The sequence below is a fragment of the Streptosporangium longisporum genome (assembly GCF_039534895.1).
GTDB classification, from domain to species: Bacteria; Actinomycetota; Actinomycetes; order Streptosporangiales; family Streptosporangiaceae; genus Streptosporangium; species Streptosporangium longisporum.
In genome coordinates, this window is record NZ_BAAAWD010000007.1 from 240800 (window position 1) to 264634 (window position 23835).

Here is a 23835-nt window from a genome sequence, read left to right on the forward strand (position 1 = left end):
AGGAACGATCGCTCCGCGGAGCGGAAGAGGAATGGTGAACGACCGATGAGCACCGAGACGTTGATGCCGTACGACGAGGCGCTGGAGCGCTTCGAACCGGTGCTGGGCCTGGAGACGCACGTCGAGCTGGGGACGGCGTCGAAGATGTTCTGCGGCTGCTCGACCACGTTCGGCGCCCCGCCGAACACGCACGTCTGCCCGGTCTGCCTGGCGCTGCCCGGTTCGCTGCCGACGGCCAACGCCGCCGCGATCGAGTCGACGATCCGCATCGGCCTGGCGCTCAACTGCTCCATCGCCGAGTGGTGCCGCTTCGCCCGGAAGAACTACTTCTACCCGGACATGCCGAAGAACTACCAGATCAGCCAGTACGACGAGCCGCTCTGCTTCGACGGGTACCTCGACGTCGAGGTCGACGGCAGGACCGTCAGGGTCGAGATCGAGCGCGTCCACCTGGAGGAGGACACCGGCAAGTCCACCCACGTGGGCGGCGCGACCGGCCGCATCCACGGCGCGGACTACTCGATCGTCGACTACAACCGCGCGGGCATCCCGCTCGTGGAGATCGTCACCAAGCCGATCCCGGGGACCGACCGGCTGGCCCCCGAGGTCGCCCGCGCGTACGGCACCGAGCTGCGCGAGCTGGTGCGCGGGCTCGGCGTCTCGGACGTGCGCATGGAGGAGGGCTCCATGCGGTTCGACGTGAACGTCTCCCTCATGCCGCGCGGCGCCTCGGAGTGGGGGACGCGTACCGAGACCAAGAACGTCAACTCGCTGCGCAGCGTCGAGCGTTCGGTCCGCGGTGAGATCGAGCGCCAGGCCGCGATCCTGGCCTCCGGCGGCCGGATCATCCAGGAGACCCGCCACTTCCACGAGAACACCGGGACCACCACCTCGGGACGGTCCAAGGAGGAGGCGCAGGACTACCGCTACTTCCCCGAGCCCGACCTGGTGCCGATCGCCCCCGACCCGGCGTGGGTCGCCACCCTCAAGGCCGCCCTGCCCGAGCTGCCGAGCGTGCGGCGCAAGCGGCTCCAGCAGGAGTGGGGCGTGTCCGACCTGGACATGGCGGCCATGCACAACGCCGACGCCATCGCGCTGGTCGAGGCGACGGTCGCCGCAGGGGCCCCGCCCGCGGACGCCCGCAAGTGGTGGATGGGCGAGCTGGCCCGTCGCGCCAACGAGTCCGCGGTCCCGCTGAGCGCGCTGCCGATCACCCCGGACCAGATCGCCCGGGTGTGCGCGATGGTCGCCGGGGGTGCGCTGAACGACAAGCTGGCCCGCCAGGTGCTGGAGGGCGTGCTGAACGGCGAGGGCTCCCCGGACGAGGTGGTGGCCGCCCGCGGCCTGCAGATCGTCAACGACGAGGGCGAGCTGATGGAGATCATCGACCGGGTGCTGGCCGAGAACGCCGACGCGGCCGACAAGGTGCGCGGTGGCAAGGTCGCCGCCGTCGGCGCGCTGGTGGGCGGGGTCATGAAGGCCAGCCGCGGCAAGGCCGACGCCGGCCGGGCCCGGGAGCTCATCCTGGAGCGCCTCGGCGTCTCGGGCTGACCTCTCGGGCTGACCTCTCGGGCTGACCGGGGGCCCCGGCTCCGGCCGGGGCTCCTCGACGGTGAAGGGTCCCGCGGGGACCTCTTGCGACGGGTGAAGGGGTTCCGCGCCGGCGGGGCCCCTTTTCCCATGGGTGAGGGGGCCCGTACGCCCGGCGGCCCCTTTTCCGGTGGCGCACGGTCGGCGGATCCCTTTTTCGACGGGCGGGGGTCTCGCACGTCGGCGGGACCCCTTCTCGACGGGGGAGGCCGTCCCGGGCGTCCGTCTCGGGTGGGTGAGGCCCGGACGGCACGGATTGCCCGGATGAACGCGGCCCTCCCGGATGGACACGGCCCACCCGGATGAACGCGGTTGAAAAGCGCGGTACCCCGATGACTTTTATGTGGTAATTCGCATTTCTGGAGTTCAGGGGCTATTGACGGAATTCGTGATTACTTGCACAGTGATCACGGCACTCTCGCCATTCACTCCGGTATGACCTGACCTCACGATCGGAAGAATGCACATGAGAAGTTTCCTGGCCTCCGCGGCCATGGCGCTGGTGGCGTTCGCGGGGACGGCCGCCATGGCGGTTCCCGCCTCCGCGACCCCCGTGACCGGCGGTTCCGCCCTGTCCGCGGTCCCGGGGATAGACGCCGTGATCATCGCCGACGGGGTACGCCTGAGGTCGACCCCGGGCGGCTCCAAGGTCATCGGCTATCTCTACTACGGCGATTACGGCCAGGTCGGTACGAGCTCGACGAACGGCTGGTGCTATTTCCGGCTGGGCGGGCGATCGGCCTCCGGATTGCCCGCGGGCACCGCGGGATGGGTCTCGTGCAGCTATCTGGCGAGGGAGGACGGCCTCGGGTACGACGGGCCGGCCGTCGACACCCTGGCGGGGTGAACCCGGCACCCCGAACCCGGAACCCGAGCCCGGACCCCGCGCTCAGCACCCTGAGCCCGGACCCTGAGCCCGGACCCCGGACCCCGTGCCCGGCACTCAGGCTCCGGCACCCCGGGAAAGGACCCGGCCGCCCGGCTCCCCACGGCCGGGCGGCCGTGACCCGCTCCCGCGGGTCCTTTCTCGATCGGGCCCCTTCACGATCGGGTCCTCCCCTCGCCCCTTCCCCGATCGGCCTCGCCGCGGGCCGGGCCCCGCTCCTTGCCCCCGCCGACCCGCTGTGGAACAGACCACCGGCCCCGGGCCGGGCGTCATCCCTCCAGGAGCTTGAGGCCGATGACGCCGAGCAGGATGAGCGCCAGGCAGGCCAGCCGGGCCGGTGCCGCGCTCTCGCCCAGGGCGACGATGCCCGCGACCGCGACCCCGAGCGCGCCGAGCCCGACCCAGACGGCGTACGCGGTGCCCATGGGAAGGGTCTTGAGGGCGAAGGTCAGGATGACGAAGCTCAGGGCCGCCGTCGTCACCCCGACGACCGTCGGCCAGAGCCGGGTGAAGCCGTCCGAGCGTTCGAGCGCGGTGGCCCAGACGATCTCCAGCATGGCCGCGAGGACGAGCAGGAACCAGGCCATGACGGTCAGGCCGTGGTGCCCGCGTCGACGACGACGGCTGTACCGGTGATGTTCCTGCCGCCCTCGCCCGCCAGGTGGGCGACGGTGGCGGCGATGTCGGCCGGGTCGCAGTAGCGGCCCAGCGCGGAGAAACGCCGTTCCTCCTCGGCCTCCTCGCCGTCGGCCGGATTCATCTCGGTGTCGGTCGATCCGGGATGGACGAGGTTGGCCGTGATGCCGCGCGGCCCCAGGTCCCTGGCCAGCCCCTTGGTCAGGCCGGTCAGCGCGGACTTGCTCATCGCGTACAGGGTCCAGCCCGGGTACGGCACGCGCTCGGCGAGGCTGCTGCCGATGCAGATGATCCGTCCCCCCTCCCTCATGTGCCGGGCGGCGGCCTGGGCCAGCACGAACGAGGCGCGGGCGTGGATCGCCAGGGTGGCGTCCACCTCGGCGAGCGTCACCTCCTCCAGCGGCCCGTACGGGGCGATGCCCGCGTTGCTCACCAGGACGTCGATCCGCCCGAACTCGGCGACCGTGCGCTCGACCGCCGCGACCAGCGCGCCGGCGTCGGCGGCCTCGGCCTCCAGGGCCAGGCCGCGGGTGCCGGCGGCCTCGATCTGTGTGACGACCGCCGCGGCCCGCTCCGCCGAGCGCGCGTACGTGATGACGACGTCGGCGCCTTCGGAGGCCAGGCGAACGGCGACGGCGGCGCCGATCCCGCGGCTCCCCCCGGTGACGAGCGCGACCCTGCGTGTCATGTCTTCTCCTCATGCGGAACGGATTCCGCTTGACCATAAAGCGGAATGTGTTCCGTTTGCAAGCCCGTCGAGCGCCCCTGACCGTTTAACCTGTGACCGTGGACGCCGTCACGAACCCACGCCCCGAGCGGATGGACGCGGCGCGCAACCGGATGAAGATCCTTGCCGCCGCGGCCGACATCGTCGCCGCCCGTGGCGTCGAGGGGCTGGCGATGGCCGAGGTGGCCGCCGCGGCGGGCGTCGGCGTCGGCACCCTGTACCGCCGGTTCGGTGACCGCTCGGGGCTGGCGTACGCGCTCATCGACGAGCGGGAGCGCGAGTTCCAGGCGGCGTTCATCGAGGGGCCGCCGCCGCTCGGGCCGGGCGCCGACGCGCCCGCCCGGATCCGTGCCTTCCTGCACGCCCTCGTCGACAGGACCGTGGAGCAGCTGGACCTGCTGCTCATGGCCGAGACGGCGTCCCCGCTGGCCCGTTTCGGCGGTGCCTACGACGCCTACCACGCCCACCTGTCGCTGCTCGTCACGCGGGCCAGGCCCGGAGCCGACGCCCCCGTCCTGGCCGACGCGCTGCTGGCGCCGCTGGCCGCCCCGCTGCTCGCGCACCGGCTGCGCGGGAGCCGGCCGGTGACGCCCGAGCGCGTCAAGGCGGCGCTGGACGACCTGCTGGCCACGTTCAGGGCCTGAGCGCCCGGCGTCCGCCCGGCCGAGGTCCGCCCGGCCCGAGGGCGGAGGGCCGAGGTCAGACGGCCGAGGGCGAGGGGTCAGGCGGTGCGCCGGGCGACCGCCTTCCTGATCAGGGGCGTCAGCAGCGCCAGGAGCGCCACGACGAGCAGCGTCGCCGCGATCGGGCTCCTGACCAGCACCGTCACGTCACCCGCGCCGATGGCCAGGGCCCGGCGGAGCTGGATCTCGGCCATCGGGCCCAGGATCAGGCCGATCACCGCGGGGGCGACGGGCAGGCCGAAGCGGCGCATCGCGAAGCCGAGCAGGCCCAGCAGGTAGAGGATGACCAGCTCCACCCAGGAGGAGTTCAGCGCGTAGACGCCGAGCGCCGCGAACAGCACGATCCCCGAGTACAGGTACGGCCGGGGGATGTGCAGCACCCTGGCCCAGAGCGGGGCCAGCGGCAGGTTGAGCACCAGCAGCATGGTGTTGCCCACGAACAACGACGCGATCATGCCCCAGACCAGCGCCGGGTTGTGGTCGAACAGCTGGGGACCCGGCTGCAGGCCGTACTGCTGGAAGGCCGCCAGCAGGATCGCGGCCGTCGCCGAGGTGGGAAGGCCCAGGGTGAGCAGCGGGACCAGCGTGCCGGCCGCCGAGGCGTTGTTGGCGGCCTCGGGACCGGCGACCCCCTCGATCGCGCCGTTGCCGTACTCCTCGCGGGCGACCCCGCGGGCCAGCCGCTTCTCGATCGAGTACGACAGGAACGTGGGGATCTCCGCGCCTCCGCCGGGCAGCGCGCCGAACGGGAAACCCAGCGCGGTGCCGCGCAGCCACGGCCGCCAGGAACGCGACCAGTCCGAGCGGCCGAGGAACGCCCGGCCGACCGGGATCACCTCCGGCGGGCCGTGCCGCAGCCGGGAGGCGACGTAGAGCACCTCGCCCATCGCGAACAGGCCGACCGCGACGATCACCACGTCGATGCCGTCGAGCAGCTGGGGCACCCCCAGGGTGAGCCGGGCCTGCCCGGTCTGCTGGTCGATGCCGACCAGCCCGATGACCAGGCCGAGCCCGAGCGAGGCCAGCCCCCGTACGACCGAGCGGGACAATACCGACGAGACGGCGGTGAAGGCGAGCACGGCCAGCGCGAAGTAGTCCTCCGGGCCGAAGGAGATCGCGAAGTCCACCACCAGGGGCGCCGCCAGGACCAGCAGCGCCGTGGCGATGGTGCCCGCGACGAACGAGCCGATCGCGGCGGTCGCGAGCGCCTGCGCGGCCCGGCCGCGCCTGGCCATCTTGTTGCCCTCCAGCGCGGTGATCATCGACGAGCTCTCACCGGGCGTGTTGAGCAGGATCGAGGTGGTCGACCCGCCGTACATGCCGCCGTAGTAGATGCCCGCGAACATGATGAACGCGCTGGCCGGGGGGACGGTGAAGGTGATCGGCAGCAGCAGCGCCACGGTCATGGCCGGGCCGATGCCGGGCAGCACGCCCACCAGCGTGCCCAGCGTGACGCCCGCCAGCGCGTACAGCAGGTTGACCGGGGACAGGGCGGTGGCGAAGCCCTCCATCAGCAACCGGAACGATTCCACTAGATCACCCCGGAGAGCAGCCCGGCCGGCAGCGTCACGCCCAGGCCCTTGACGAAGGCCAGGTAGGTGGCCGTGGACAGCAGGATCGCGATCACCGCCGCGCGCGGCCGGTGGGCGGCGCCCAGCGTGACCGACAGGCCGAAGAACAGCAGCGCGCCCGCGATGATCCAGCCCAGCAGGTCGAGCAGCCCGGCGAAGGCCAGGAAGATCACGCTGACCAGCGCGACCGTGCGCCAGTCGGCCCGCACACCGGTGTCGGCGTCCTCGGCCTCCTCGGGGTCGCCGTGCCCGCCCCTGAGCACGTCGATCACGTAGCACAGCCCGGTCAGCAGCATCGCCCCGCCGACCAGGACCGGGAAGAACCGCGGCCCCGGCCCGAGCGCGGCGCCCGCGGTGCCCACGTCGGCGGTACCGACGATCACGAACGTGCCCAGCGCGAGCACCAGCGCCGCCAGCCCCAGCTCGGGCCGCCGCCACGACCGGCCGGGGCCGGGGCCGGGGCCGGGGCCGGTGGACGGGTCCTCGACGGGGGACATCAGGAGACGAGACCCATCTCCGCGATGACCGCCTTGACCCTGGCCTGCTCCGCGGTGAGGAAGTCGGCGAACGGCTTACCGGTCTGGAAGACGTCCGTCCAGCCGTTCTTGGTGACCGCGTCCTTCCAGGCCGGTGAGGCGTGCATCTTCGTGACCAGGTCGGTGAGCCTCTTCGTGGCCTCGGCGTCCAGCCCGCCGGGCGCGACGAACCCGCGCCAGTTGGCCAGTTGCACGTCCAGGCCGCCCTCGACGAGGGTGGGGGCGTCCACGTTGCCGAGCCGCGCGGGCGAGCTGACGCCGAGCGCGCGCAGCTTGCCCGACTTCACGTGCTCGGCGAACTCGCCGATGCCGGAGATCCCCACGGCCACCTTCTCGCCGAGCAGCGCGTTCAGCGCCTCCCCGCCACCGGAGTGGGCGATGTAGTTGACCCGCTTGGGGTCGATGCCCGCGGCCTTGGCCATCAGACCGGCCACGATGTGGTCGGTGCCCCCCGCGGAACCGCCCGCGACGGCGACCTTCGCGGGGTCGGCCTTCCACGCCGCCACCAGGTCGGCCAGCGTCTTGTACGGCGACGCCGCGGGGACCACGACGATCTCGTACTCCTCGGTCAGCTTGGCGATGGGCGTGGTGTCGGCCAGGGTGACCTTCGACCTGTTCTGCTCCACCGCGCCGACCATCACCAGGCCCATGGTCATCAGCAGGTCGCCGTTGCCCTTCTCGCCCGCGAGCTGGGCGAGACCGATGGTGCCGCCCGCGCCGGGCACGTTGTACACCTCGACCTTGCGGGAGGGCTCGGCGGCCTTCAGCGCCTCCGCGGCCACGCGGGAGGTCTGGTCCCAGCCGCCTCCCGGGGCGGCCGGGGCCATGATTCTCAGCGCGCTCACGCCCGAGCCCTCACCCGAACCGCAGGCGGTGAGGGCGGCGAGGGACACCACCGCGAGGGCGGCCAGCCTCCGAAGACGCATTGCAACTCCCAACAACGTAAGTACAGCGTGGTGAGGATGGTGGGCCCCGTCGCCTCCCGTGTCGATCCTTTGCGTGTTTGCCGTCGTATCGGTCATATTGGTCACACCCCCCGCGATCCCGCCGTTACCTCGGGCTGCTTTCATCGAGACCCCTGACCTGGGAGTCATCTCGTGCGACGCCTGCTGAACGCCTCGCTCGGCACCCAGCTCTTCGTCCTGCAGACGGTGATCGTCGTCCTCGCGGTCGGCGGTACGGCCGGTGTCTGGATGGAGCACACCCGCGGCCTGCTGGACCGGCAGTACCAGCAGCGCGCGCTGGCGATCGCCGAGTCGGTGGCCGGACTGCCCCAGGTGCGGGAGGCGTTCACCAGGGCCCGGCCCGAGCTGAGCCTGCAGCCGATCGCGGTCGGCGTGCAGGCGGCCACCGGCGCGGACTACGTGGTGATCGCCAACCGCGAGCAGATCCGCTACGCCCACCCCAACACGGCCCTGATCGGCAAGAGGCTCTCCACCGACGGCTCGGAGGTGCTGACCGGCGGGCACACCTGGACCGGCGTGCAGACCGGCACCCTGGGCCGCTCGGTCCGCGGCAAGGCGCCGATCTTCGACTCCGAGGGCCACGTCATCGGCCTGACCTCGGTCGGCATCCTGGAGGCCACCGTCGCCGACCGGCTCGGCGAGGCGCTCCCGCCGCTGCTGTGGACGGTGCTGGCGGTCCTGGTCGCCGGGTCGGCCGCCACCGCCCTGATCGCGAGAAGGGTCCGCCGCCAGACGTTCGGCCTGGAACCGCGCGAGATCGCCGCCCTGCTCGAACAGCGCGAGGGCGTCCTGCACGGCGTCAAGGAGGGGGTGCTCGCCCTCGACCTCGCCGGCCGGGTGACGCTGGTCAACGACGCGGCCCGCGACCTGCTCGGACTGTCGCAGGACGACGTCGGCCGCAGCCTGCGGGAGATGCCGCTGTCGGACCGGATGCGGGACGTGCTGGACGGCGCGGACCCGGGGGAGGACCGGGTGGTGCTCCACCGCGACCGGGTCCTGGTCCTCAACCGGACCCCGGTGGCGGTCCGCGAACGGCGCAGCGGCTGGGTGGTCACCCTGCGGGACCGGACCGAGCTGGTCCGGCTGACCCGCGAGCTCGACCAGGCCAGCACCACGACCGGTGCGCTGCGCGCGCAGGCCCACGAGTTCGCCAACCGCATGCACACCGTGGTCGGCCTGCTGGAACTGGGCGAGCACGAGACCGCGGTCAGCTACATCACCCAGACCACCGAGGCCTACAGCAGGCACGCCTCCGCGATCCGGGAGAAGGTCGCCGACCCGACGCTGGCGGCGCTGCTGCTGGCCAAGTCGGCCGAGGCGGCCGAGCGGGGCGCCACCCTGACGCTGTCGGAGGACTGCCGGGTGGAGGAGGGCATGCTCGGCGACCCGCACGACGCGGTCCTGGTGGCCGGCAACCTGGTCGCCAACGCCCTGGACGCGCTGCAGGAGAGCGGCGGCACGGTGGAGGTCTCGGTCCGCACCGAGGCGGACGGGCTGCACCTGCGGGTGGGTGACTCCGGCCCCGGCATCACCCCCGACCTGGTCCAGGAGGTGTTCCGCGAGGGCTTCACCACCAAGGCCGCCCTGGCCGGGCCCCGGGGGCTGGGCCTGGCCTTGACCCGTCAGACGTGCGCGCGGCGGGGCGGGTGGGTGCGGGTGCACAACGCCGGTGGCGCCGTCTTCACCGCCTTCCTCCCGGTCCCGCCCGCGGAACGTACGGCCGGGCCGTCCCTGTCGGGTCCATCGGGTCCGTCCTCGGTCGATCCGCCCGCGAAGTCCCCGGCGGCGGACCCGTCCGCGCCGTCCCCGGCGGGCTCGCTCGCGCCGTCCGGGCGGGGGGCGCCGGGATGAGCGGCGGGCGCGGACCGGCGCGGGAGATCCGCGTGCTGGTCGTGGACGACGACTTCATGGTGGCCAGGATCCACGCCGGCTACGTCACCAGGACGCCCGGCTTCACCGTCGCCGGCGTCGTGCACACCGGGCAGGCCGCGATCACGTCGGCCGCGGAGTGCGGGCCCGACCTGGTGCTGCTCGACATCTACCTCCCGGACATGTCGGGACTCGACGTGCTCGGGACGCTCAGGAGTGCCTCGCACCCGGTGGACATCCTGGTGATCACCGCCGCGCGCGACGTGACCACGGTCCGGGCCGCCATGCGCGGCGGCGCGGTCAACTACCTGATCAAACCCTTCACCGCCCGCGCGCTCACCGAGCGTCTCGAACGGTACGCCGAGACCCACCGGCGGCTGGCCGGCCTCGGCGACGAGACCCGCCAGGAGGAGGTCGACCGGCTCTTCGGGGCGGTCAGGGGGGTCCCGCCACCGCTGCCCAAGGGGCTCTCGGTCACCACCTGCGCGCTGGTCGCGTCCGCGCTCAGGAAGAGCGGCACCGACCTGTCCGCGGCCGAGGCCGCGACGGTCACCGGCCTGTCCCGGGTGAGCGCGCGCCGGTACCTGGAGTACCTCTGCACGGCCGGTCAGGCCGAGCTCCGGCCCAGGTACGGGACCGCGGGCCGGCCCGAACACCGATACCGCTGGACGGGCTGATTTGTTATTCCTTTTTAGACGGTGGTCATCCGATGTGGTTTAGGGTTGCCGGAGGTGAATGCTGCGAGGCAGGAGGAGACGGAGGCCGTGCGGAACGCCGGAGCGTCTGTGAACCCGCCGACCGACCCCTTCGAAGGGGTTCCGCTTCCCTCGAACCCCGTCCCGCCGGGCGCCCGCGAGCCACGACTCCCCCCGGCAGGACGACAGCCCGGCCCGTCCAGGAACGGCTCCCGCCTGCCGCCCGGCGTGTCGTCCGACATCTTCGGCCCCACCGGCCTCGGCGGCTCCAGCGGGCCCGGCCGTGGATCACCGGTCATCCCGCCCGCGGCGGACCCCCCGCAGCCCTGGCAGATGCCGCCCCCGCCCGAGCGCCCCTCCCCGCGCGACGAGCCCACGCTGGTCCCCGGCGGTGACGGGGGTTTCCCCCGCCCCGAAGGGTCCCGCTTCGAGGAGCCGCCCCCGCGCAGCCGCAAGGGGCGCAGGATCTTCCTGATCGTCCTCGCCGTCCTGTTCGTCGCCGGGCTCGTGTACGCGGTACCGGCGGTCGTCATGTCCGGCAAGGTGCTGCCGGGCACCACCGTACGGGGCGTCGACATCGGCGGGCTGACCGTGACCGAGGCGGCCGACGAGCTCAGGGAGCGCCTGAGCGCCGTGGCGGCCGAGGAGATGACCCTGCTGGCCGCGGGCAAGCGCTTCGCACTCGACCCCGACAAGGCCGGGCTGGAGTTCGACGTCGTCGCCACCATCAACCAGGCCCCCAGCGGCTTCCCGGGCCCCGGCCAGGTCTGGCGGGCCCTCACCGGCACCACCGAGCTCGACCCCGAGGTCTCCTCCGACCGCGAGACGCTGAACGGCGCCGTGGACGACCTGGCCAGGAAGATCGACCTCAAGGTCCGCGAGGGCTCGGTCACCTTCAAGGGGGTCGAGCCCGTCGTCGTGACGCCCCGGGACGGCCGGGAGCTGGAGCGGGAGGCGGCGGTCGCCGCGATCGAGGACGCCTTCCTCGGCCCGGCGCGGGAGGTCCGCCTCCCGGTCTCGGTGATCAAGCCCAAGGCCTCGGCCGCCGCGGTGAGGAAGGCCGCGGCAGGCGCGTCCGGGGCACTGTCCGGACCGGTCACCCTCACCTCGTCCGGCAGGCAGGTCCTGCTGCCGGTGGAGACCCTCGCGGCGCACCTGTCCTTCGAACCGGACGCCTCCGGCGACATGCGTCCGGTGTTCGACGCCAGGAGCGCCGTCGCCTCGGTGGAGAAGGGGCTCATCGACCCGGCCACGGCCCCCCGCGACCCCACGTTCCGGATCGTCGGGGGAGAACCGAGGCTGGTGCCCGGCCGCAAGGGGAAGGGCATCGACGACGAGCGGCTCGCCACGGACGTGGCGGAGATGGTGCGCCGCGACGGCGAGCGGACGATCCCGGTGGCCCTGACCACCGTCCAGCCCCGGATGTCCGACGCCGAGGCGCGCGGGCTCGGCATCAAGGAGCGGATCAGCCAGTTCACCACCTTCTACGACTGCTGCCCGCCACGTGTCACCAACATCAAGACGATCGCCCGGCTCCTGGACGGCTACCTGGTGAAACCGGGCGAGACCTTCTCGCTCAACGAGATCGTCGGCCGGCGCGACACGGCCCGCGGGTTCGTGCCCGCCCCCATGATCGAGGGGGGCAGGCTGGTCGACTCGGTCGGCGGCGGCATCTCCCAGTTCGCCACCACCATGTACAACGCCGTGTTCTTCGGCGGGCTGGAGGACGTGCAGCACGTGGCGCACGAGTTCTACATCCCCCGCTACCCGGCCGGGCGCGAGTCCACGGTCTCCTGGCCCCAGCCGGACTTCCGCTGGAAGAACGACTCGCCGTACGGGGTGCTGGTGAAGACCGCGGCCGACGACCGGGGGGTCACGGTCGCCTTCTGGAGCACCAAGCGCTACGAGATCGAGTCGATCTCCTCCGAGCGGTACAACGTGACCCCGTTCGAGAACGCCACCGACACCGGCCCCGACTGCATCGAGATGATCGGCCAGCAGGGGTTCACGATCGACGTCTGGCGCATCTTCAAACAGGACGGCAAGGAGATCAAGCGCGTCAAGAAGACGACGATCTACAAGCCCGAGACCAACCTCAGGTGCTCCTAGCGACTGTGTTTATGGCGACGCTGCGCGTCGCGGTGAAGCCGCTTGGATCCGGCTCCTTCCCTCGTCGGGAGGAATCGTTCGTTCCTCACGATTTCTCCCTCCTCGGTCCAGTCGCCGGCGCGGCTTCACAGGTCCGGCGGCTGTGTTGATTGGGCCTGTGAGATCTGTCCATGGCGACGCTGCGCGTCGTGGTGAAGCCGCTTGGATCCGGCTTCATCCCTCGTCGGCGCGGCTTTACGGGTCCGGCGGATGTATTTGTGGCGATGCGCAGCGTCGCCTTGAGGTTGTGAGACCGCGCCGGTGACTGGACCGAGGAGCGAAGGAGCGAAGCGGATGAGCGACGAGGGAAGGAGCCGGCTCTAAGCGGCCTCACCGCGACGCGCCAGCGTCGCCATGAACACAGATAATGCCTCCATGAAGATCTGGGTTCCCTCCAAGGCCGCCGCCGATGTTCTGTGTGATCTGCCCGAGGTGGAGTGCGTCGTCTACGACGGCACGGAGCCGGTGCCGGAGGGGGCGCACGAGGCCGAGGTCTGGATCCCGCCGCTGATGCCGGTGGCGGACCTGCCCGCGCTGCTCGGCCGGATGACCGGGCTGCGGCTGCTGCAGACCGTCACGGCGGGGGTCGACGCCTACCTGCCGCACCTTCCGGAGGGGGTGACGCTCTGCAACGCGCGGGGCGTGCACGACGCGGGCACCGCCGAGTGGGCCGTGGGGGCGATGATCGCGGTGCTCCGGGAGTTCCCGGGGTTCGCGCGGGCGCAGGCGCGGGGCGAGTGGACCTACCACCACACCGGGGTGCTGGCCGACTCCACCGTGCTGATCGTGGGGTACGGCTCGATCGGTGAGGCGCTGGAGCGCAGGCTCGACGGTTTCGAGGTGGACGTGGTCCGGGTGGCCAGGACCGCCCGGCCCGGCGTGCACGGCCTGGACGAGCTGCCCGGGCTGCTGCCCGGCGCCGACGTGGTGGTGCTGCTGGTACCCTCCACGCCCGAGACCACCGGCATGGTGGACGCGGGGTTCCTGGCGGCGATGAAGGACGGGGCCGTCCTGGTGAACGCGGCCAGGGGGCCGGTGGTCGACACCGGCGCGCTCGTGGCCGCGCTGAACGGCGGCCGGATCCTGGCCGCGCTCGACGTCACCGACCCCGAGCCGTTGCCGCCGGACCACCCGCTGTGGACGGCTCCGGGGGTCTTCGTCACCCCGCACGTCGCGGGCAGCAGCCCGGCGTCCGTACGGCGCACGCTGAAGCTCCTCCGCTCCCAGCTGCTGCGTTACCTGGCGGGCGAGCCGCTCAAGAACGTGATCACGGGTTCTTACTGACCGGCAAAGGAATCCTGACCGTGGCTGCCTCGTGACCTGTGCTGCGTACCTTCGTCAGAAGCGGTCTGGTCCCCGCGGTTATCAGATCGGTGACGACTGCGGTGTTGTCGCCCCTCGCGTGAGCCGGACGGCACACACTTGGCCTGTGCCGGTGTGGGCTCCGAGACGTGACGGAGCGCTCGCGCCGGCGGCGTGGGCGCGGCGAGCAAGGGACGCTGCAGAGCGAGAGACACCGAGACGACACCGATGGGCAGACGACATTGATCCGCTGGCGTGACCCCCGGGTACCGCTGACCGCCGCCGCCATCGGCGTGCTGGGGCTCGTTGCCGCGCTTCTAAGCGGGGCCACGGCCGTGGTCGTGGAGGCGGTGGCGGGCGTCGTCAGCGCCGCGGCCGCCGCGGGATCGCTGTTCGCCGCGGCCTCCAGGACGGTCGGCCGGCGCAGGGCGCTGGCCTGGCGCTGGCTGGCGGGCGGCTCGGCCACCTGGCTGGTCGGGGTCGGCGTCCGGCCGATCGCGGACGGCACGCCCTTCGTGGTGACCTTCGCCGACCTGGTGCTGCTCGCCGGTACGGCGATGCTCGCCGTCGGCACCGGCCTGTCGGCGGCCAGGCCCGCCCGCGGGCACGCGCTGCTGCGCGACCTCGCCGACTCCTACGTGTGCGCGGCCTCCATCGTGGTGATCCTGTGGGTGACGCTGGTCGGACCGGCCTCCCGCGGGGCCGGGGACGCCGGGGACATCGCGGTCACGTTCGCCTCGCCCCTGTTCTGCCTGATCCTCGCCTGCGTGGTGGGCCCGGCCGTGGTGCCGGTCCGCCGGTCGGCCTGGCCGGTCGGCCTGGCCGCGCTGGCCGTGCTGGCCGCCGTCGCGGCCTCCGAGACGATCACCGCGCTGGCCCGGGTCGGTGGTGAGACGCCGTCGCTCACCTGGGTCTGGCTGGCCCCGGCCGCCTTCCTCGTGCTGGCCGCGGTCCCGTGGAGCGGGCCCGCGACGCAGTCGTACGATCCCGGCGACGACGAGATGCCGGCCCGTGAGAGCACGTCCTCGCTGATCGCGGCGGTGCCGCTCCTCCTGGTCGCGGTGGCCACCGTCGTGGTGCTGCTGCGGGTGGCCGGTGGCGGCGGGGTCCAGGGGTCGCCGATGGTCCTGTCCCTGGTGTGCGCGTCGATCGTGGCCGTCCTGGTGGGCCGGCTGTTCGTGATGCTGGTGGAGACCGGGCGGCTGCGCAGGCTGGTCCACCAGGGCGAGCGGCAGCTGAACGACCTCGCCGAGAGCACCGGGGACGTGGTCCTGGTCTGCGACCACGAGGGCGTGGTGCACCGGATCGGCGAGGGCGTCGAGATCACCTACGGGTACCGTCCCGCCGACCTGGTCGGAGGGACGATCTTCGACTACATCCATCCCGAGGACGTGCCGGGGATCCGGGCGGCGCTGAGCGTGATGAGCCTGGAGGACGAGCCGTCCGAGGGGCCGGGGGCGTGCATGGTCGCCTGCCGGGTCCGGGCCTCCGACGGCACCTGGCGGCCCGCCGAGTCGGTGGCCACCCGGCACGTGGGCGGGGAGGACCTGCTGCTGGTCACCACCCGCGACGTCAGCGACCAGGAGGCGCTGCGCAACCAGGTCGCTCACCTGACCTTCCACGACGGCATCACCGGCCTGCCCAACCGCGCCTACTTCGAGGAGCGCACCCGGGAGGTGCTGGCCCGTCCCGGCGCGAGCAGCGCGGCCGTGGTCTTCCTGGACCTGGACGGCTTCACCGCGGTGAACGACTCGGTCGGCCACGCCAGCGGCGACTACCTGCTGGGCCAGGCGGCCCGCAGGCTCCGCGCCACCGTACGGGCCGACGACACCCTGGCGCGCTGGGGCGGCGACGAGTTCGCGGTGCTGCTGGAGGGGGCGGCCGACGCCCAGACCGCGGTGGACCTGGCCGAGCGGCTGGTCCGTACGGTCTCCTCGGAGCCGTTCCGGGTGGCCGACCGCGACATCGCGCTGACCGCGAGCGTCGGGGTGGCCTTCGCCGACGACGACGTCCCCTCCGGGGACCTGATCCGCAACGCCGACGTGGCGATGGCCAGGGCCAAGGAGCTCGGCGGGCGCCGGGTCGAGGTGTTCGCCGCGCACATGCACGCCGACGTGGTACGGCGCCTGGAACTGGCCGCCGACCTGCAGCGGGCGCTGCTGGAGAACCAGTTCGCGATCGAGTACCAGCCCGTGGTCGACCTGGCCACCTCGCGGGTCACCGCGGTCGAGGCGCTGGTGCGCTGGTGCCGGGCAGGGGAGTTCGTACCGCCCGAGCAGTTCCTCGGGCCGGCCGAGGACACCGGCCTGATCGTGCCGCTGAGCGAGTGGATCCTGCGCGAGTCCTGCCGGGAGGTGGCCGCCTGGCGCGCCTCGGCCTGGGAGATCGGGCTCTCGCTCAACCTGTCGGCCCGGCAGATCATGGCGCCGCGTTTCGTGGAGACCGTCGAGTCGGCCCTGGGCGAGAGCGGCCTGCCGCCCAGCGCGCTGACCCTGGAGGTCATCGAGGAGATGCTGGTCGAGGACGCCGAGGAGACCATCGTCCGCCTGTCGGAGCTGCGGGCCCTGGGCGTCCGGCTGGCCATCGACGACTTCGGCACCGGGTACGCCTCGCTGGCGTTCCTGCGGCAGCTCCCGGTCGACATGATCAAGATAGATCCGTCCTTCGTGTCCGGGCTCGGCCGGGACGAGACGCTGACCCTGCTGACCCGCACGATCGTGCGGCTCGGGCACGACCTCGGGCTGATCGTGGTGGCCGAGGGCATCGAGCGGCCCGAGCAGCTGGAGCTGCTGCGCGAGATGGGCTGCACCCGGGGCCAGGGGTTCCTGGTGGCGCGCCCGATGGCGGCGCGCGGGGTCGACTCGCTGATGCGCACCAGCCTCTCCAGCCTCGGTTCCCCCGCCTGATGTCATATCTCAGGATCTGAGATACCTGTCCATGGATTTGACGTGGACACACCGGGTCGGCCATGGTGGAGCCATGCAGCTTCACCGTGGGATTCTCGTAGTACTTCGCCGGCGCGCAGGCCGATAGCCGAAGCACTACGACCTGCGCGCCGCCCCAGCTCCGCCGACCAGGTGGAATGGGGCCTTTTTTATGCCATCACGCATGCTCAGCCAGCCACAAGGAACGAGCCGATGACCGAACAGATGACAGGAGCCCAGGCCCTCGTGAGGGCGCTGGAGAACGTCGGGGTCGACACCGTGTTCGGGATCCCCGGCGGCGCGATTCTGCCCGCCTACGATCCGCTCTACGACTCGACCAAGGTCCGGCACGTGCTCGTACGGCACGAGCAGGGCGCCGGGCATGCGGCGCAGGGGTACGCGCAGGCCACCGGCAGGGTCGGGGTGTGCATGGCCACCAGCGGACCCGGCGCGACCAACCTGGTCACCCCGATCGCCGACGCGTACATGGACTCGGTCCCGATGGTCGCGATCACCGGCCAGGTGGCCAGCGCGGCGATCGGCACCGACGCCTTCCAGGAAGCCGACATCTCCGGCATCACCATGCCGATCACGAAGCACAACTTCCTGATCACCGAGGCCGCGGACATCCCCAGGACGATCGTGGAGGCCTTCCACATCGCCTCCACCGGCCGTCCCGGCCCGGTGCTGGTCGACATCGCCAAGGACGCCCTCCAGGCGAAGATGACCTTCCAGTGGCCGGTCGTCATGCAGCTGCCCGGCTACCGCCCGGTGACCCGGCCGCACTCCAAGCAGATCCGCGAGGCCGCCAAGCTGATCGTCGAGGCCAGGCGGCCGGTCCTGTACGTGGGCGGCGGCGTGCACCGGGCCGGGGCGTCGCCGGAGCTGCTGGAGTTCGCCGAGCTGACCGGCATCCCGGTGGTCACCACCCTGATGGCGCGGGGCACCTTCCCCGACAGCCACCCCCAGCACATGGGCATGCCCGGCATGCACGGCTCGGTGTCGGCCGTCGGCGCGCTGCAGAAGTCCGACCTGATCATCGGCCTCGGCGTCCGCTTCGACGACCGCGTCACCGGTGACCTGTCGACCTTCGCCCCGTACGCGAAGGTGGTGCACGCCGACATCGACCCGGCGGAGATCTCCAAGAACCGGCACGCGGACGTCCCGATCGTGGGCGACTGCAAGGAGGTCATCACCGAGCTGATCGCGGCGGTGCGCAACGAGGGCCGCAAGGGCGACTACACCGACTGGTGGACGGCGCTGAACACCTACAAGGCGACCTACCCGCTGGGCTACACCGAGTTCGAGGACGGCTCGCTGGCCCCGCAGTACGTCATGCAGCGGCTGAGCGAGATCGTCGGCCCGGACGCGATCTACACCGCGGGCGTCGGCCAGCACCAGATGTGGGCCGCGCAGTTCATCGGCTACGAGCGGCCCGGCAGGTTCATCAACTCCGGCGGCGCCGGCACGATGGGCTTCTCGCTGCCCGCGGCGATGGGCGCCAAGATGGGCCGTCCGGACACCACGGTCTGGGCCATCGACGGCGACGGCTGCTTCCAGATGACCAACCAGGAGCTCGCCACCTGCACGATCGAGGGCGTGCCGATCAAGGTCGCGATCATCAACAACGGTAACCTGGGCATGGTCCGCCAGTGGCAGACGCTCTTCTACAACCAGCGCTACTCCAACACCGACCTGCAGACGGTGCGCAGGATCCCGGACTTCGTCAAGCTCGCCGAGGCCTACGGGTGCGTGGGCCTGCGCTGTGAGCGGCCCGAGGACGTGGACGAGACGATCCGGAAGGCGATGGAGATCAACGACGTGCCGGTCGTGGTCGACTTCGTGGTGCACCAGGACGCCATGGTGTGGCCGATGGTCGCCGCCGGGACCAGCAACGACGACATCAAGTTCGCGCGCGACATGGCGCCGGTGTGGGACAGCGAGGACGACGCATGAGCAGGCACACGCTCTCGGTGCTGGTGGAGAACAAGCCGGGCGTGCTCGCGCGCGTCGCGTCGCTGTTCAGCCGGCGCGGGTTCAACATCGACTCCCTGGCGGTCGGGCCGACCGAGCACGCGGACATCTCCAGGATGACCATCGTGGTCAACGTCGCCGATCTCCCGCTGGAGCAGGTCACCAAGCAGCTCAACAAGCTCGTCAACGTGTTGAAGATCGTGGAGCTGGACCCGGCGCAGGCGGTGCAGCGCGAGCTGACGCTGATCAAGGTGCGGGCCGACTCGGAGAACCGCTCCAGCGTGCTGGAGCTGGTCAACCTGTTCCGGGCACGCTGCGTCGACGTCTCCTCGGACGCGGTGACCATCGAGGTCACCGGGACGCCGGACAAGCTGCAGGCCTTCATCAAGGTCCTCGAACCGTTCGGCATCAAAGAGCTCGTCCAGTCGGGCATGGTGGCCATCGGCCGCGGAGCCCGTTCCATCACCGACCGTTCTCTCCGGGCCCTGGACCGGACCGCGTAACGCGCGCAGAGAAACCCGAAAGGTTAAGTAAGTGACTGAGATCTTCTACGACGACCAGGCCGACCTGTCGATCATCCAGGGCCGGCACGTCGCCGTCCTGGGGTACGGCAGCCAGGGGCACGCCCACGCGCTCTCGCTGCGCGACTCCGGGGTGGACGTCCGGGTCGGCCTGCCCGAGGGCTCCAAGAGCCGGGAGAAGGCCGAGGCCGACGGCCTGCGCGTGCTCGCTCCCGCGGAGGCCGTCGAAGAGGCCGATCTGACCATGATCCTCGCGCCGGACCACATCCAGCGTCACCTGTACGCCGACCACGTGGCCCCGAACCTGGTCGAGGGCGACGCGCTCTTCTTCGGCCACGGCCTCAACATCCGCTACGGCCTCATCGAGGCGCCCGAGGGCGTGGACGTGGCCATGGTCGCGCCGAAGGGTCCCGGTCACCTCGTGCGCCGCCAGTACACCGCGGGCCGCGGCGTGCCGTGTCTCGTCGCGGTGGAGAAGGACGCCAGCGGCAACGCCCTGGAGCTCGCGCTGTCGTACGCCAAGGGCATCGGCGGCACCCGCGCCGGCGCGCTGCGGACGACCTTCAAGGAGGAGACCGAGACCGACCTGTTCGGTGAGCAGGCCGTGCTCTGCGGCGGCGTGTCCGAGCTGATCAAGGCCGGTTTCGAGACGCTGATCGAGGCGGGCTACCAGCCCGAGGTCGCCTACTTCGAGTGCCTGCACGAGATGAAGCTGATCGTCGACCTGATGTACGAGGGCGGCATCCACAAGATGTACTGGTCGGTCTCGGACACCGCCGAGTACGGCGGCTACTCCCGTGGCCCGCGCGTGGTGACCCCGGAGACCAAGAAGGAGATGCAGCGCATCCTCGCCGAGATCCAGTCCGGCGAGTTCGCCAAGGAGCTCGTCGAGGAGTTCGACGGCGGCCAGAAGAAGTTCACCGCCTACCGCGACGAGCTGGCCGAGCACCCGATCGAGAAGACCGGCGCCAAGCTCCGCCCGATGATGAGCTGGCTGAAGTAGCCGCGCGTCCGGGCGGTCCCGCCCGGACGGCCGAAGGCCCGAGCCCCCGCGACGCGTTCACGTCGCGGGGGCTCGGGCCTTGGCAGGGAGGTTCGGTGCTGGACTCAGCGTTCGGACTCAGTGCTTGGCGAAGTTCTGGGTCCAGTAGATGCCCCGGGGGCTGTTGGCCACGCCCACCCCGAGGTGGGTGTAGGCGCAGTTCATGATGTTGGCGCGGTGGCCGGAGCTGTTCATCCAGGCGGTGACGACATCGGCGGGGGTGCGCTGTCCCATCGCGATGTTCTCCGCCCAGGCGCGCATCGGGCTGAACCCGCTGGCCTTGATGCGGGCGGTCATGTCCCGGCCGTCCTGGGAGGTGTGGCTGAAGTAGTTCTTGGCGGCCATGTCGTCGGAGTGGCCCTGGGCGGCCGACCGCAGCTGCGGGTCGGACACCAGGGGGGCGCAGCCGCCCTTCTGCCGCTCGGCGTTGGTCAGGCGCACGACCTCCTCGGACAGGGAGGAGCCCGGCTGGGGGGCGGGGGAGGTGGTGGTGGGCTTGGGGGTGCTCGTCGGCTTGGCCGTCGGGCTCGCGGTGGGCTTGGCCGTGGGGCTCGCGGTGGGGCTCGCCGTCGGGCTGGTCGTCGGCGTGGGGGTCGGGGTGCTCGGGGAGCAGCCGAACCTGACCGGCCTGGAGCGGCCCACGTTGCCCCGGTAGTCGGTGACGACGGTGTAGTACACGCCGGGGGCGCACTGCAGTCTCACCGTCACCCGGCCGTTGGTGCCGCGCAGGGACGTGCTCTTGACGACGGGGTCGGCGCCGGGGACGGCCCGCTTGATGCGGATGCGGACCAGGGCGGTGTCGTCACAGCCCAGACGCGCGGCCGAGGCCTGGATCCGTCCCGCGGGGGTGAGGCGGGGTTTGGCGGCGTACACGCGGCACTCGGCCTGAGGAGAGGCCGCGGCGTGAGCCGTGGCGATCGGCGTGCTGAGGGCCGCCAGGCTTCCGAGGCAGAGAAGTAGCCCTAGCGGTCTGCGCATGTCGGTTTCCTCCAGTTGGTAGACGCTGGACGGATCCGCATTCTGTCGGTGACAGAACAGTCTTGTCAGCAAATTCCCGACATTAATCTGCGTCGCGGGTAAACCAGAGTGATCGCAGAGGCGTCTGTGGCCGGTGTTCCGGGGGCCGGATCGGGCCGTCGTTATGGTCGGTGGCATCGTTTCGTGACCTGGTTGAGCTGGACATCGGCGGCATCGAACGTTCCAGGCGGCCACCGTGGCGGATCATGGATCCGGCGCCGCGGCACCGCGGAAAAAAAGATGGGACCGCGCGGGGTCCGGTGATCACGTCCGGGAGGCGGAGGCGAGGGCCGCGCGTCGTCCGCAGGCTCCCGGCGATCACGTACAGAGGAGCGTCCGGGGCGGGAGGGGGCGGGGGGCGGAGGCTTCCGGTGATCACCTACGGAGGGACGGCCGGGGCGGTGGTGGGGCATTCGTCCCGTCCTGGACCTACCCAGTGCCCACGCGCTGCGATTGAATGTGGCATGGTCTTCCCGGCGACACCCCCCGCCGCCGTCACCGTGCCGCGCGGAGTGCGCATCGGCTACGGCGTCGGCGCAATCTGCACCGCGACCTTCTCCACGGTTCCGGGCCTGCTGCTGCTGTTCTACATGACGAACGTGCTGGCGGTCCCGGCCTGGATCGCCGGTGTGGTGGTCTTCCTTCCCAAGCTCTGGGACATGTTCATCAACCCCTGGGTGGGCCAGCGCTCCGACCGGACGGTCTCCCGCTTCGGGGCCCGCCGCCCGTGGATGCTGCTGGGCGCGTTCACCCTGCCGGTGACGTTCGCCCTCACCTTCGCCGGCCCCCCGCTCACCGGCATGTCCGCCGCGGTGTACGTGGCGGCCTGCTACTTCCTGACCGCGACCGCCTACGCCTTCTACGAGGTGCCCTACAAGGCGATGCCCGCGGAGATGACCGACGACTACCACGAGCGCTCCTCCCTGCTGCAGTGGAGGATGGCCTTCGTCGGCCTGGGGATCCTGCTCTCGGGGGGCGTCGCCCCGCTCATCGCCGGCACCGACGTCACCGGCTACCGGACCATGGGCCTGGTCATCGGGGCGGTGCTGCTGCTGTCCATGCTGGCCTCGTTCTTCGGCACCGCCCGCGCCCCGATGATCGCCCAGGCCGAGGCCGAGCCGTCGATCGCCGCCCAGTTCGCCGCCGCCCGCTCGAACAGGACGTTCATGGTGCTGCTCGGCCTGAGCTGTGCCCAGATGTTCTCGGCCGGCATCATGCTGGCCGGCTCGCCGTACTTCGCCACCTACACGCTGGGCGATCCGTCGGCGACCACCACGCTCTTCCTCGGCATCGTCGGCCCGCTGCTGATCACCATGCCGCCCTGGATCTGGCTGTCCAAGCGCTACGACAAGCGCGGCGCGATGATGCTGGCGTCGGCGCTGTTCATGGTGGGCACCGTCGCGATGGTCTTCTCCGGCCTGCTCGGCCCGGTGTACGCGCACGTGTGCGTGCTCCTGGTCGGCATCGGTTACGCCGGGTTCCAGATGCTGCAGTTCTCGATGCTCTCCGACGTGATCGTCCACGACGCCCTGGTCACCGGCAAGCGCAGGGCCGGGGTGTTCACCGGCCTGTGGACGGCGGCCGAGACCGTGGTCTTCGCCTTCGGCGCGCTGGTGCTCGGCTGGCTGCTCGGGGCGACCGGGTTCGTCGAGTCCAACCCCTCCACGCCGGTCGCTCAGCCCGAGTCGGCGACCACGGCCGTGCTGTACGGCACCACGCTGCTGCCGGCGCTCCTGATGGGGGTCAGCATCCTGCTGGTCACCCGCTACACCCTGACGGCCGAGAAGCTCGCCGAGGCCGGGGCCGCAGGGCCCCAGGTCGGCTGAGCGGACCCGGGCCCGGAGCGTCAGGACCCGGAGCGTCAGGACCCGGAGCGTCGGGATCCGGACGCCGAGGGCCCGGACGTCGAGGGCCCGGACGTCAAGGGCGGGAGCGCCCGGGGCCAGAGCGTCACGGCCCGGAGCGTCCGGGGTCAGAGCACCTGGGGCGTGACCATCAGGAAGCCGCAGTCACCGAAGGAGACGACGTCGCCGGGCCGGACCTTCGCCGGCCCCACCAGCCGCCAGTCGTTCAGCCGGGTGCCGTTGAGCGAGCCCAGGTCCACCAGGATCCAGCCCTCCTGGTCGCGGCGGAGCTCGGCGTGCACCCGCGAGACGGTCAGGTCGGCGAGGACCAGGTCGCAGGAGGAGCCGCGGCCGACCACGTAGCGGGTCCTGCCGTCGCCCGGTAGCGCCAGCCGGGGCATCCGGGGGCGCCGCCAGGCCGACTCGACCCGCTTGCTGAAGTCGGAGGCCGAGGCGACGGCCTCGGTGACGATGCGGCGCAACCGGCCGCGCTGCGGCAGGTCGGCGACCAGGTTGTCGAGCTCGCCCTGGTTTCGTGCGCGCAGGGCCATGTCGACCCGGCCGAGGAAGGTGTCGTGCGACAGGCGTCCCTCGACGGCACGATCACGGAGCTCGCTGATCGCACGATCGCGGTCCCCGTCGGAGGCGCGGGCCGGGGGATGCGTCGAGCTCATCCTCCGAGTATCGGCCCCGAGGGCGGAACCTGTCCAGAATACGCGGATCTCGTGCCGAGGACCCGTTCGGCACGATCATCCGGGCCGGCGCGGGCGACCGCGCGCACGCTGCGGAAACTCCTGCGTGCACGATCTCCTGCCGGATCCCGGAAACCTCGGACCCGCCGTCCCCGCACGCGCGGGGACGGTACGAGCGTGCGTGCGGCGGGCGCCCTGGTGGGAGCCGGCGCC

19 protein-coding genes are annotated in these 23835 nt (G+C 71.7%); 12 read left to right on the top strand and 7 right to left on the bottom strand.

The annotated features are described in order from the left end of the window. The first annotated feature begins 45 nt into the window (after nucleotides 1-45). Entirely contained in the window at nucleotides 46-1551 is a 1506-nt protein-coding gene (gene gatB, locus ABD832_RS14025; RefSeq protein ID WP_344894083.1) for an Asp-tRNA(Asn)/Glu-tRNA(Gln) amidotransferase subunit GatB, read from the top strand. A 505-nt stretch (nucleotides 1552-2056) separates the two neighbouring features. After that, nucleotides 2057-2437 (top strand): SH3 domain-containing protein, encoded by a 381-nt coding sequence (locus ABD832_RS14030; RefSeq protein WP_344894086.1) that lies wholly within the window; start codon nucleotides 2057-2059, stop codon nucleotides 2435-2437. Nucleotides 2438-2745: 308 nt separating this feature from the next. On the opposite strand, the gene ABD832_RS14035 is transcribed toward ABD832_RS14030, so the two are convergent. Beyond that, nucleotides 2746-3063, bottom strand: coding sequence for a DMT family transporter (locus ABD832_RS14035; protein ID WP_344894089.1), 318 nt, complete (start codon nucleotides 3061-3063; stop codon nucleotides 2746-2748). A gap of 5 nt (nucleotides 3064-3068) precedes the next feature. Further along, the gene (locus ABD832_RS14040; protein WP_344894092.1) at nucleotides 3069-3800 is read right to left on the bottom strand and encodes an SDR family NAD(P)-dependent oxidoreductase; all 732 of its coding nucleotides are present in this window, start codon (nucleotides 3798-3800) and stop codon (nucleotides 3069-3071) included. 98 nt (nucleotides 3801-3898) lie between these two features. Between ABD832_RS14040 and ABD832_RS14045 the strand changes: the two genes are divergently transcribed. Further along, nucleotides 3899-4483 carry a TetR family transcriptional regulator gene (locus tag ABD832_RS14045; protein WP_344894095.1) on the top strand — a complete coding sequence of 195 codons (585 nt, stop codon included), beginning with the start codon at nucleotides 3899-3901 and terminating at the stop codon, nucleotides 4481-4483. Between the two features lie 77 nt (nucleotides 4484-4560). Here the strand turns inward: ABD832_RS14045 and ABD832_RS14050 are convergent, their stop codons facing one another. Genes ABD832_RS14050 through ABD832_RS14060 form a run of 3 tightly spaced genes read right to left on the bottom strand, consistent with a single transcriptional unit; the run spans nucleotide 4561 to nucleotide 7555 of the window. Beyond that, on the bottom strand, nucleotides 4561-6054 hold the full coding sequence (locus tag ABD832_RS14050; protein ID WP_344894098.1) for a tripartite tricarboxylate transporter permease: 1494 nt from the start codon (nucleotides 6052-6054) through the stop codon (nucleotides 4561-4563). Continuing rightward, the gene (locus tag ABD832_RS14055) at nucleotides 6054-6590 is read right to left on the bottom strand and encodes a tripartite tricarboxylate transporter TctB family protein (protein WP_344894101.1); all 537 of its coding nucleotides are present in this window, start codon (nucleotides 6588-6590) and stop codon (nucleotides 6054-6056) included. Before ABD832_RS14055 ends, ABD832_RS14050 begins: the two co-directional genes overlap by 1 nt. Further along, on the bottom strand, nucleotides 6590-7555 hold the full coding sequence (locus ABD832_RS14060) for a tripartite tricarboxylate transporter substrate binding protein (RefSeq protein WP_344894104.1): 966 nt from the start codon (nucleotides 7553-7555) through the stop codon (nucleotides 6590-6592). Before ABD832_RS14060 ends, ABD832_RS14055 begins: the two co-directional genes overlap by 1 nt. A 171-nt stretch (nucleotides 7556-7726) precedes the next feature. On the opposite strand from ABD832_RS14060, the gene ABD832_RS14065 reads away from it, so the two are divergent. The 8 genes from ABD832_RS14065 (at nucleotide 7727) to ilvC (ending at nucleotide 20030) form a co-directional block, all read left to right on the top strand. After that, nucleotides 7727-9445 carry an ATP-binding protein gene (locus tag ABD832_RS14065; protein ID WP_344894107.1) on the top strand — a complete coding sequence of 573 codons (1719 nt, stop codon included), beginning with the start codon at nucleotides 7727-7729 and terminating at the stop codon, nucleotides 9443-9445. Further along, complete coding sequence (locus ABD832_RS14070; RefSeq protein ID WP_344894110.1) at nucleotides 9442-10140, top strand: response regulator; 699 nt, start codon at nucleotides 9442-9444, stop codon at nucleotides 10138-10140. Before ABD832_RS14065 ends, ABD832_RS14070 begins: the two co-directional genes overlap by 4 nt. A 246-nt stretch (nucleotides 10141-10386) precedes the next feature. Continuing rightward, nucleotides 10387-12267 (top strand): VanW family protein, encoded by a 1881-nt coding sequence (locus ABD832_RS14075; RefSeq protein ID WP_344894113.1) that lies wholly within the window; start codon nucleotides 10387-10389, stop codon nucleotides 12265-12267. A gap of 414 nt (nucleotides 12268-12681) precedes the next feature. Beyond that, entirely contained in the window at nucleotides 12682-13590 is a 909-nt protein-coding gene (locus ABD832_RS14080; RefSeq protein WP_344894116.1) for a 2-hydroxyacid dehydrogenase, read from the top strand. A gap of 260 nt (nucleotides 13591-13850) precedes the next feature. Further along, complete coding sequence (locus tag ABD832_RS14085) at nucleotides 13851-16514, top strand: putative bifunctional diguanylate cyclase/phosphodiesterase (protein WP_344894119.1); 2664 nt, start codon at nucleotides 13851-13853, stop codon at nucleotides 16512-16514. Between the two features lie 195 nt (nucleotides 16515-16709). After that, the gene (locus tag ABD832_RS14090) at nucleotides 16710-18488 is read left to right on the top strand and encodes an acetolactate synthase large subunit (RefSeq protein ID WP_344895953.1); all 1779 of its coding nucleotides are present in this window, start codon (nucleotides 16710-16712) and stop codon (nucleotides 18486-18488) included. Then, complete coding sequence (gene ilvN / locus ABD832_RS14095; protein ID WP_344894122.1) at nucleotides 18485-19009, top strand: acetolactate synthase small subunit; 525 nt, start codon at nucleotides 18485-18487, stop codon at nucleotides 19007-19009. The genes ABD832_RS14090 and ilvN overlap by 4 nt, the downstream gene beginning before the upstream one ends. Nucleotides 19010-19049: 40 nt before the next feature. After that, complete coding sequence (gene ilvC / locus ABD832_RS14100) at nucleotides 19050-20030, top strand: ketol-acid reductoisomerase (protein ID WP_344895955.1); 981 nt, start codon at nucleotides 19050-19052, stop codon at nucleotides 20028-20030. A 117-nt stretch (nucleotides 20031-20147) separates the two neighbouring features. Here the strand turns inward: ilvC and ABD832_RS14105 are convergent, their stop codons facing one another. Further along, nucleotides 20148-21047, bottom strand: a complete 900-nt coding sequence (locus ABD832_RS14105; protein ID WP_344894125.1) for a CAP domain-containing protein — start codon at nucleotides 21045-21047, stop codon at nucleotides 20148-20150. A 503-nt stretch (nucleotides 21048-21550) separates the two neighbouring features. Between ABD832_RS14105 and ABD832_RS14110 the strand changes: the two genes are divergently transcribed. After that, the gene (locus ABD832_RS14110; RefSeq protein WP_344894128.1) at nucleotides 21551-22912 is read left to right on the top strand and encodes an MFS transporter; all 1362 of its coding nucleotides are present in this window, start codon (nucleotides 21551-21553) and stop codon (nucleotides 22910-22912) included. A 146-nt stretch (nucleotides 22913-23058) separates the two neighbouring features. Here ABD832_RS14110 and ABD832_RS14115 read toward each other — a convergent pair whose 3' ends face one another. Then, the gene (locus ABD832_RS14115) at nucleotides 23059-23604 is read right to left on the bottom strand and encodes an FHA domain-containing protein (protein WP_344894130.1); all 546 of its coding nucleotides are present in this window, start codon (nucleotides 23602-23604) and stop codon (nucleotides 23059-23061) included. Nucleotides 23605-23835 lie beyond the last annotated feature (231 nt).

Excerpts from the sequence above, each read along its gene's own strand:
- ABD832_RS14080 (WP_344894116.1), top strand. The coding sequence starts at position 12,682 with ATGAAGATCTGGGTTCCCTCCAAGGCCGCCGCCGATGTTCTGTGTGAT.
- ABD832_RS14110 (WP_344894128.1), top strand. The coding sequence starts at position 21,551 with ATGGTCTTCCCGGCGACACCCCCCGCCGCCGTCACCGTGCCGCGCGGA.
- ABD832_RS14060 (WP_344894104.1), bottom strand. The coding sequence starts at position 7,555 with ATGCGTCTTCGGAGGCTGGCCGCCCTCGCGGTGGTGTCCCTCGCCGCC.
- ABD832_RS14040 (WP_344894092.1), bottom strand. The coding sequence starts at position 3,800 with ATGACACGCAGGGTCGCGCTCGTCACCGGGGGGAGCCGCGGGATCGGC.
- gatB (WP_344894083.1), top strand. The coding sequence starts at position 46 with ATGAGCACCGAGACGTTGATGCCGTACGACGAGGCGCTGGAGCGCTTC.
- ABD832_RS14055 (WP_344894101.1), bottom strand. The coding sequence starts at position 6,590 with ATGTCCCCCGTCGAGGACCCGTCCACCGGCCCCGGCCCCGGCCCCGGC.
- ABD832_RS14030 (WP_344894086.1), top strand. The coding sequence starts at position 2,057 with ATGAGAAGTTTCCTGGCCTCCGCGGCCATGGCGCTGGTGGCGTTCGCG.
- ilvN (WP_344894122.1), top strand. The coding sequence starts at position 18,485 with ATGAGCAGGCACACGCTCTCGGTGCTGGTGGAGAACAAGCCGGGCGTG.
- ABD832_RS14070 (WP_344894110.1), top strand. The coding sequence starts at position 9,442 with ATGAGCGGCGGGCGCGGACCGGCGCGGGAGATCCGCGTGCTGGTCGTG.
- ABD832_RS14115 (WP_344894130.1), bottom strand. The coding sequence starts at position 23,604 with ATGAGCTCGACGCATCCCCCGGCCCGCGCCTCCGACGGGGACCGCGAT.
- ABD832_RS14105 (WP_344894125.1), bottom strand. The coding sequence starts at position 21,047 with ATGCGCAGACCGCTAGGGCTACTTCTCTGCCTCGGAAGCCTGGCGGCC.
- ABD832_RS14035 (WP_344894089.1), bottom strand. The coding sequence starts at position 3,063 with ATGGCCTGGTTCCTGCTCGTCCTCGCGGCCATGCTGGAGATCGTCTGG.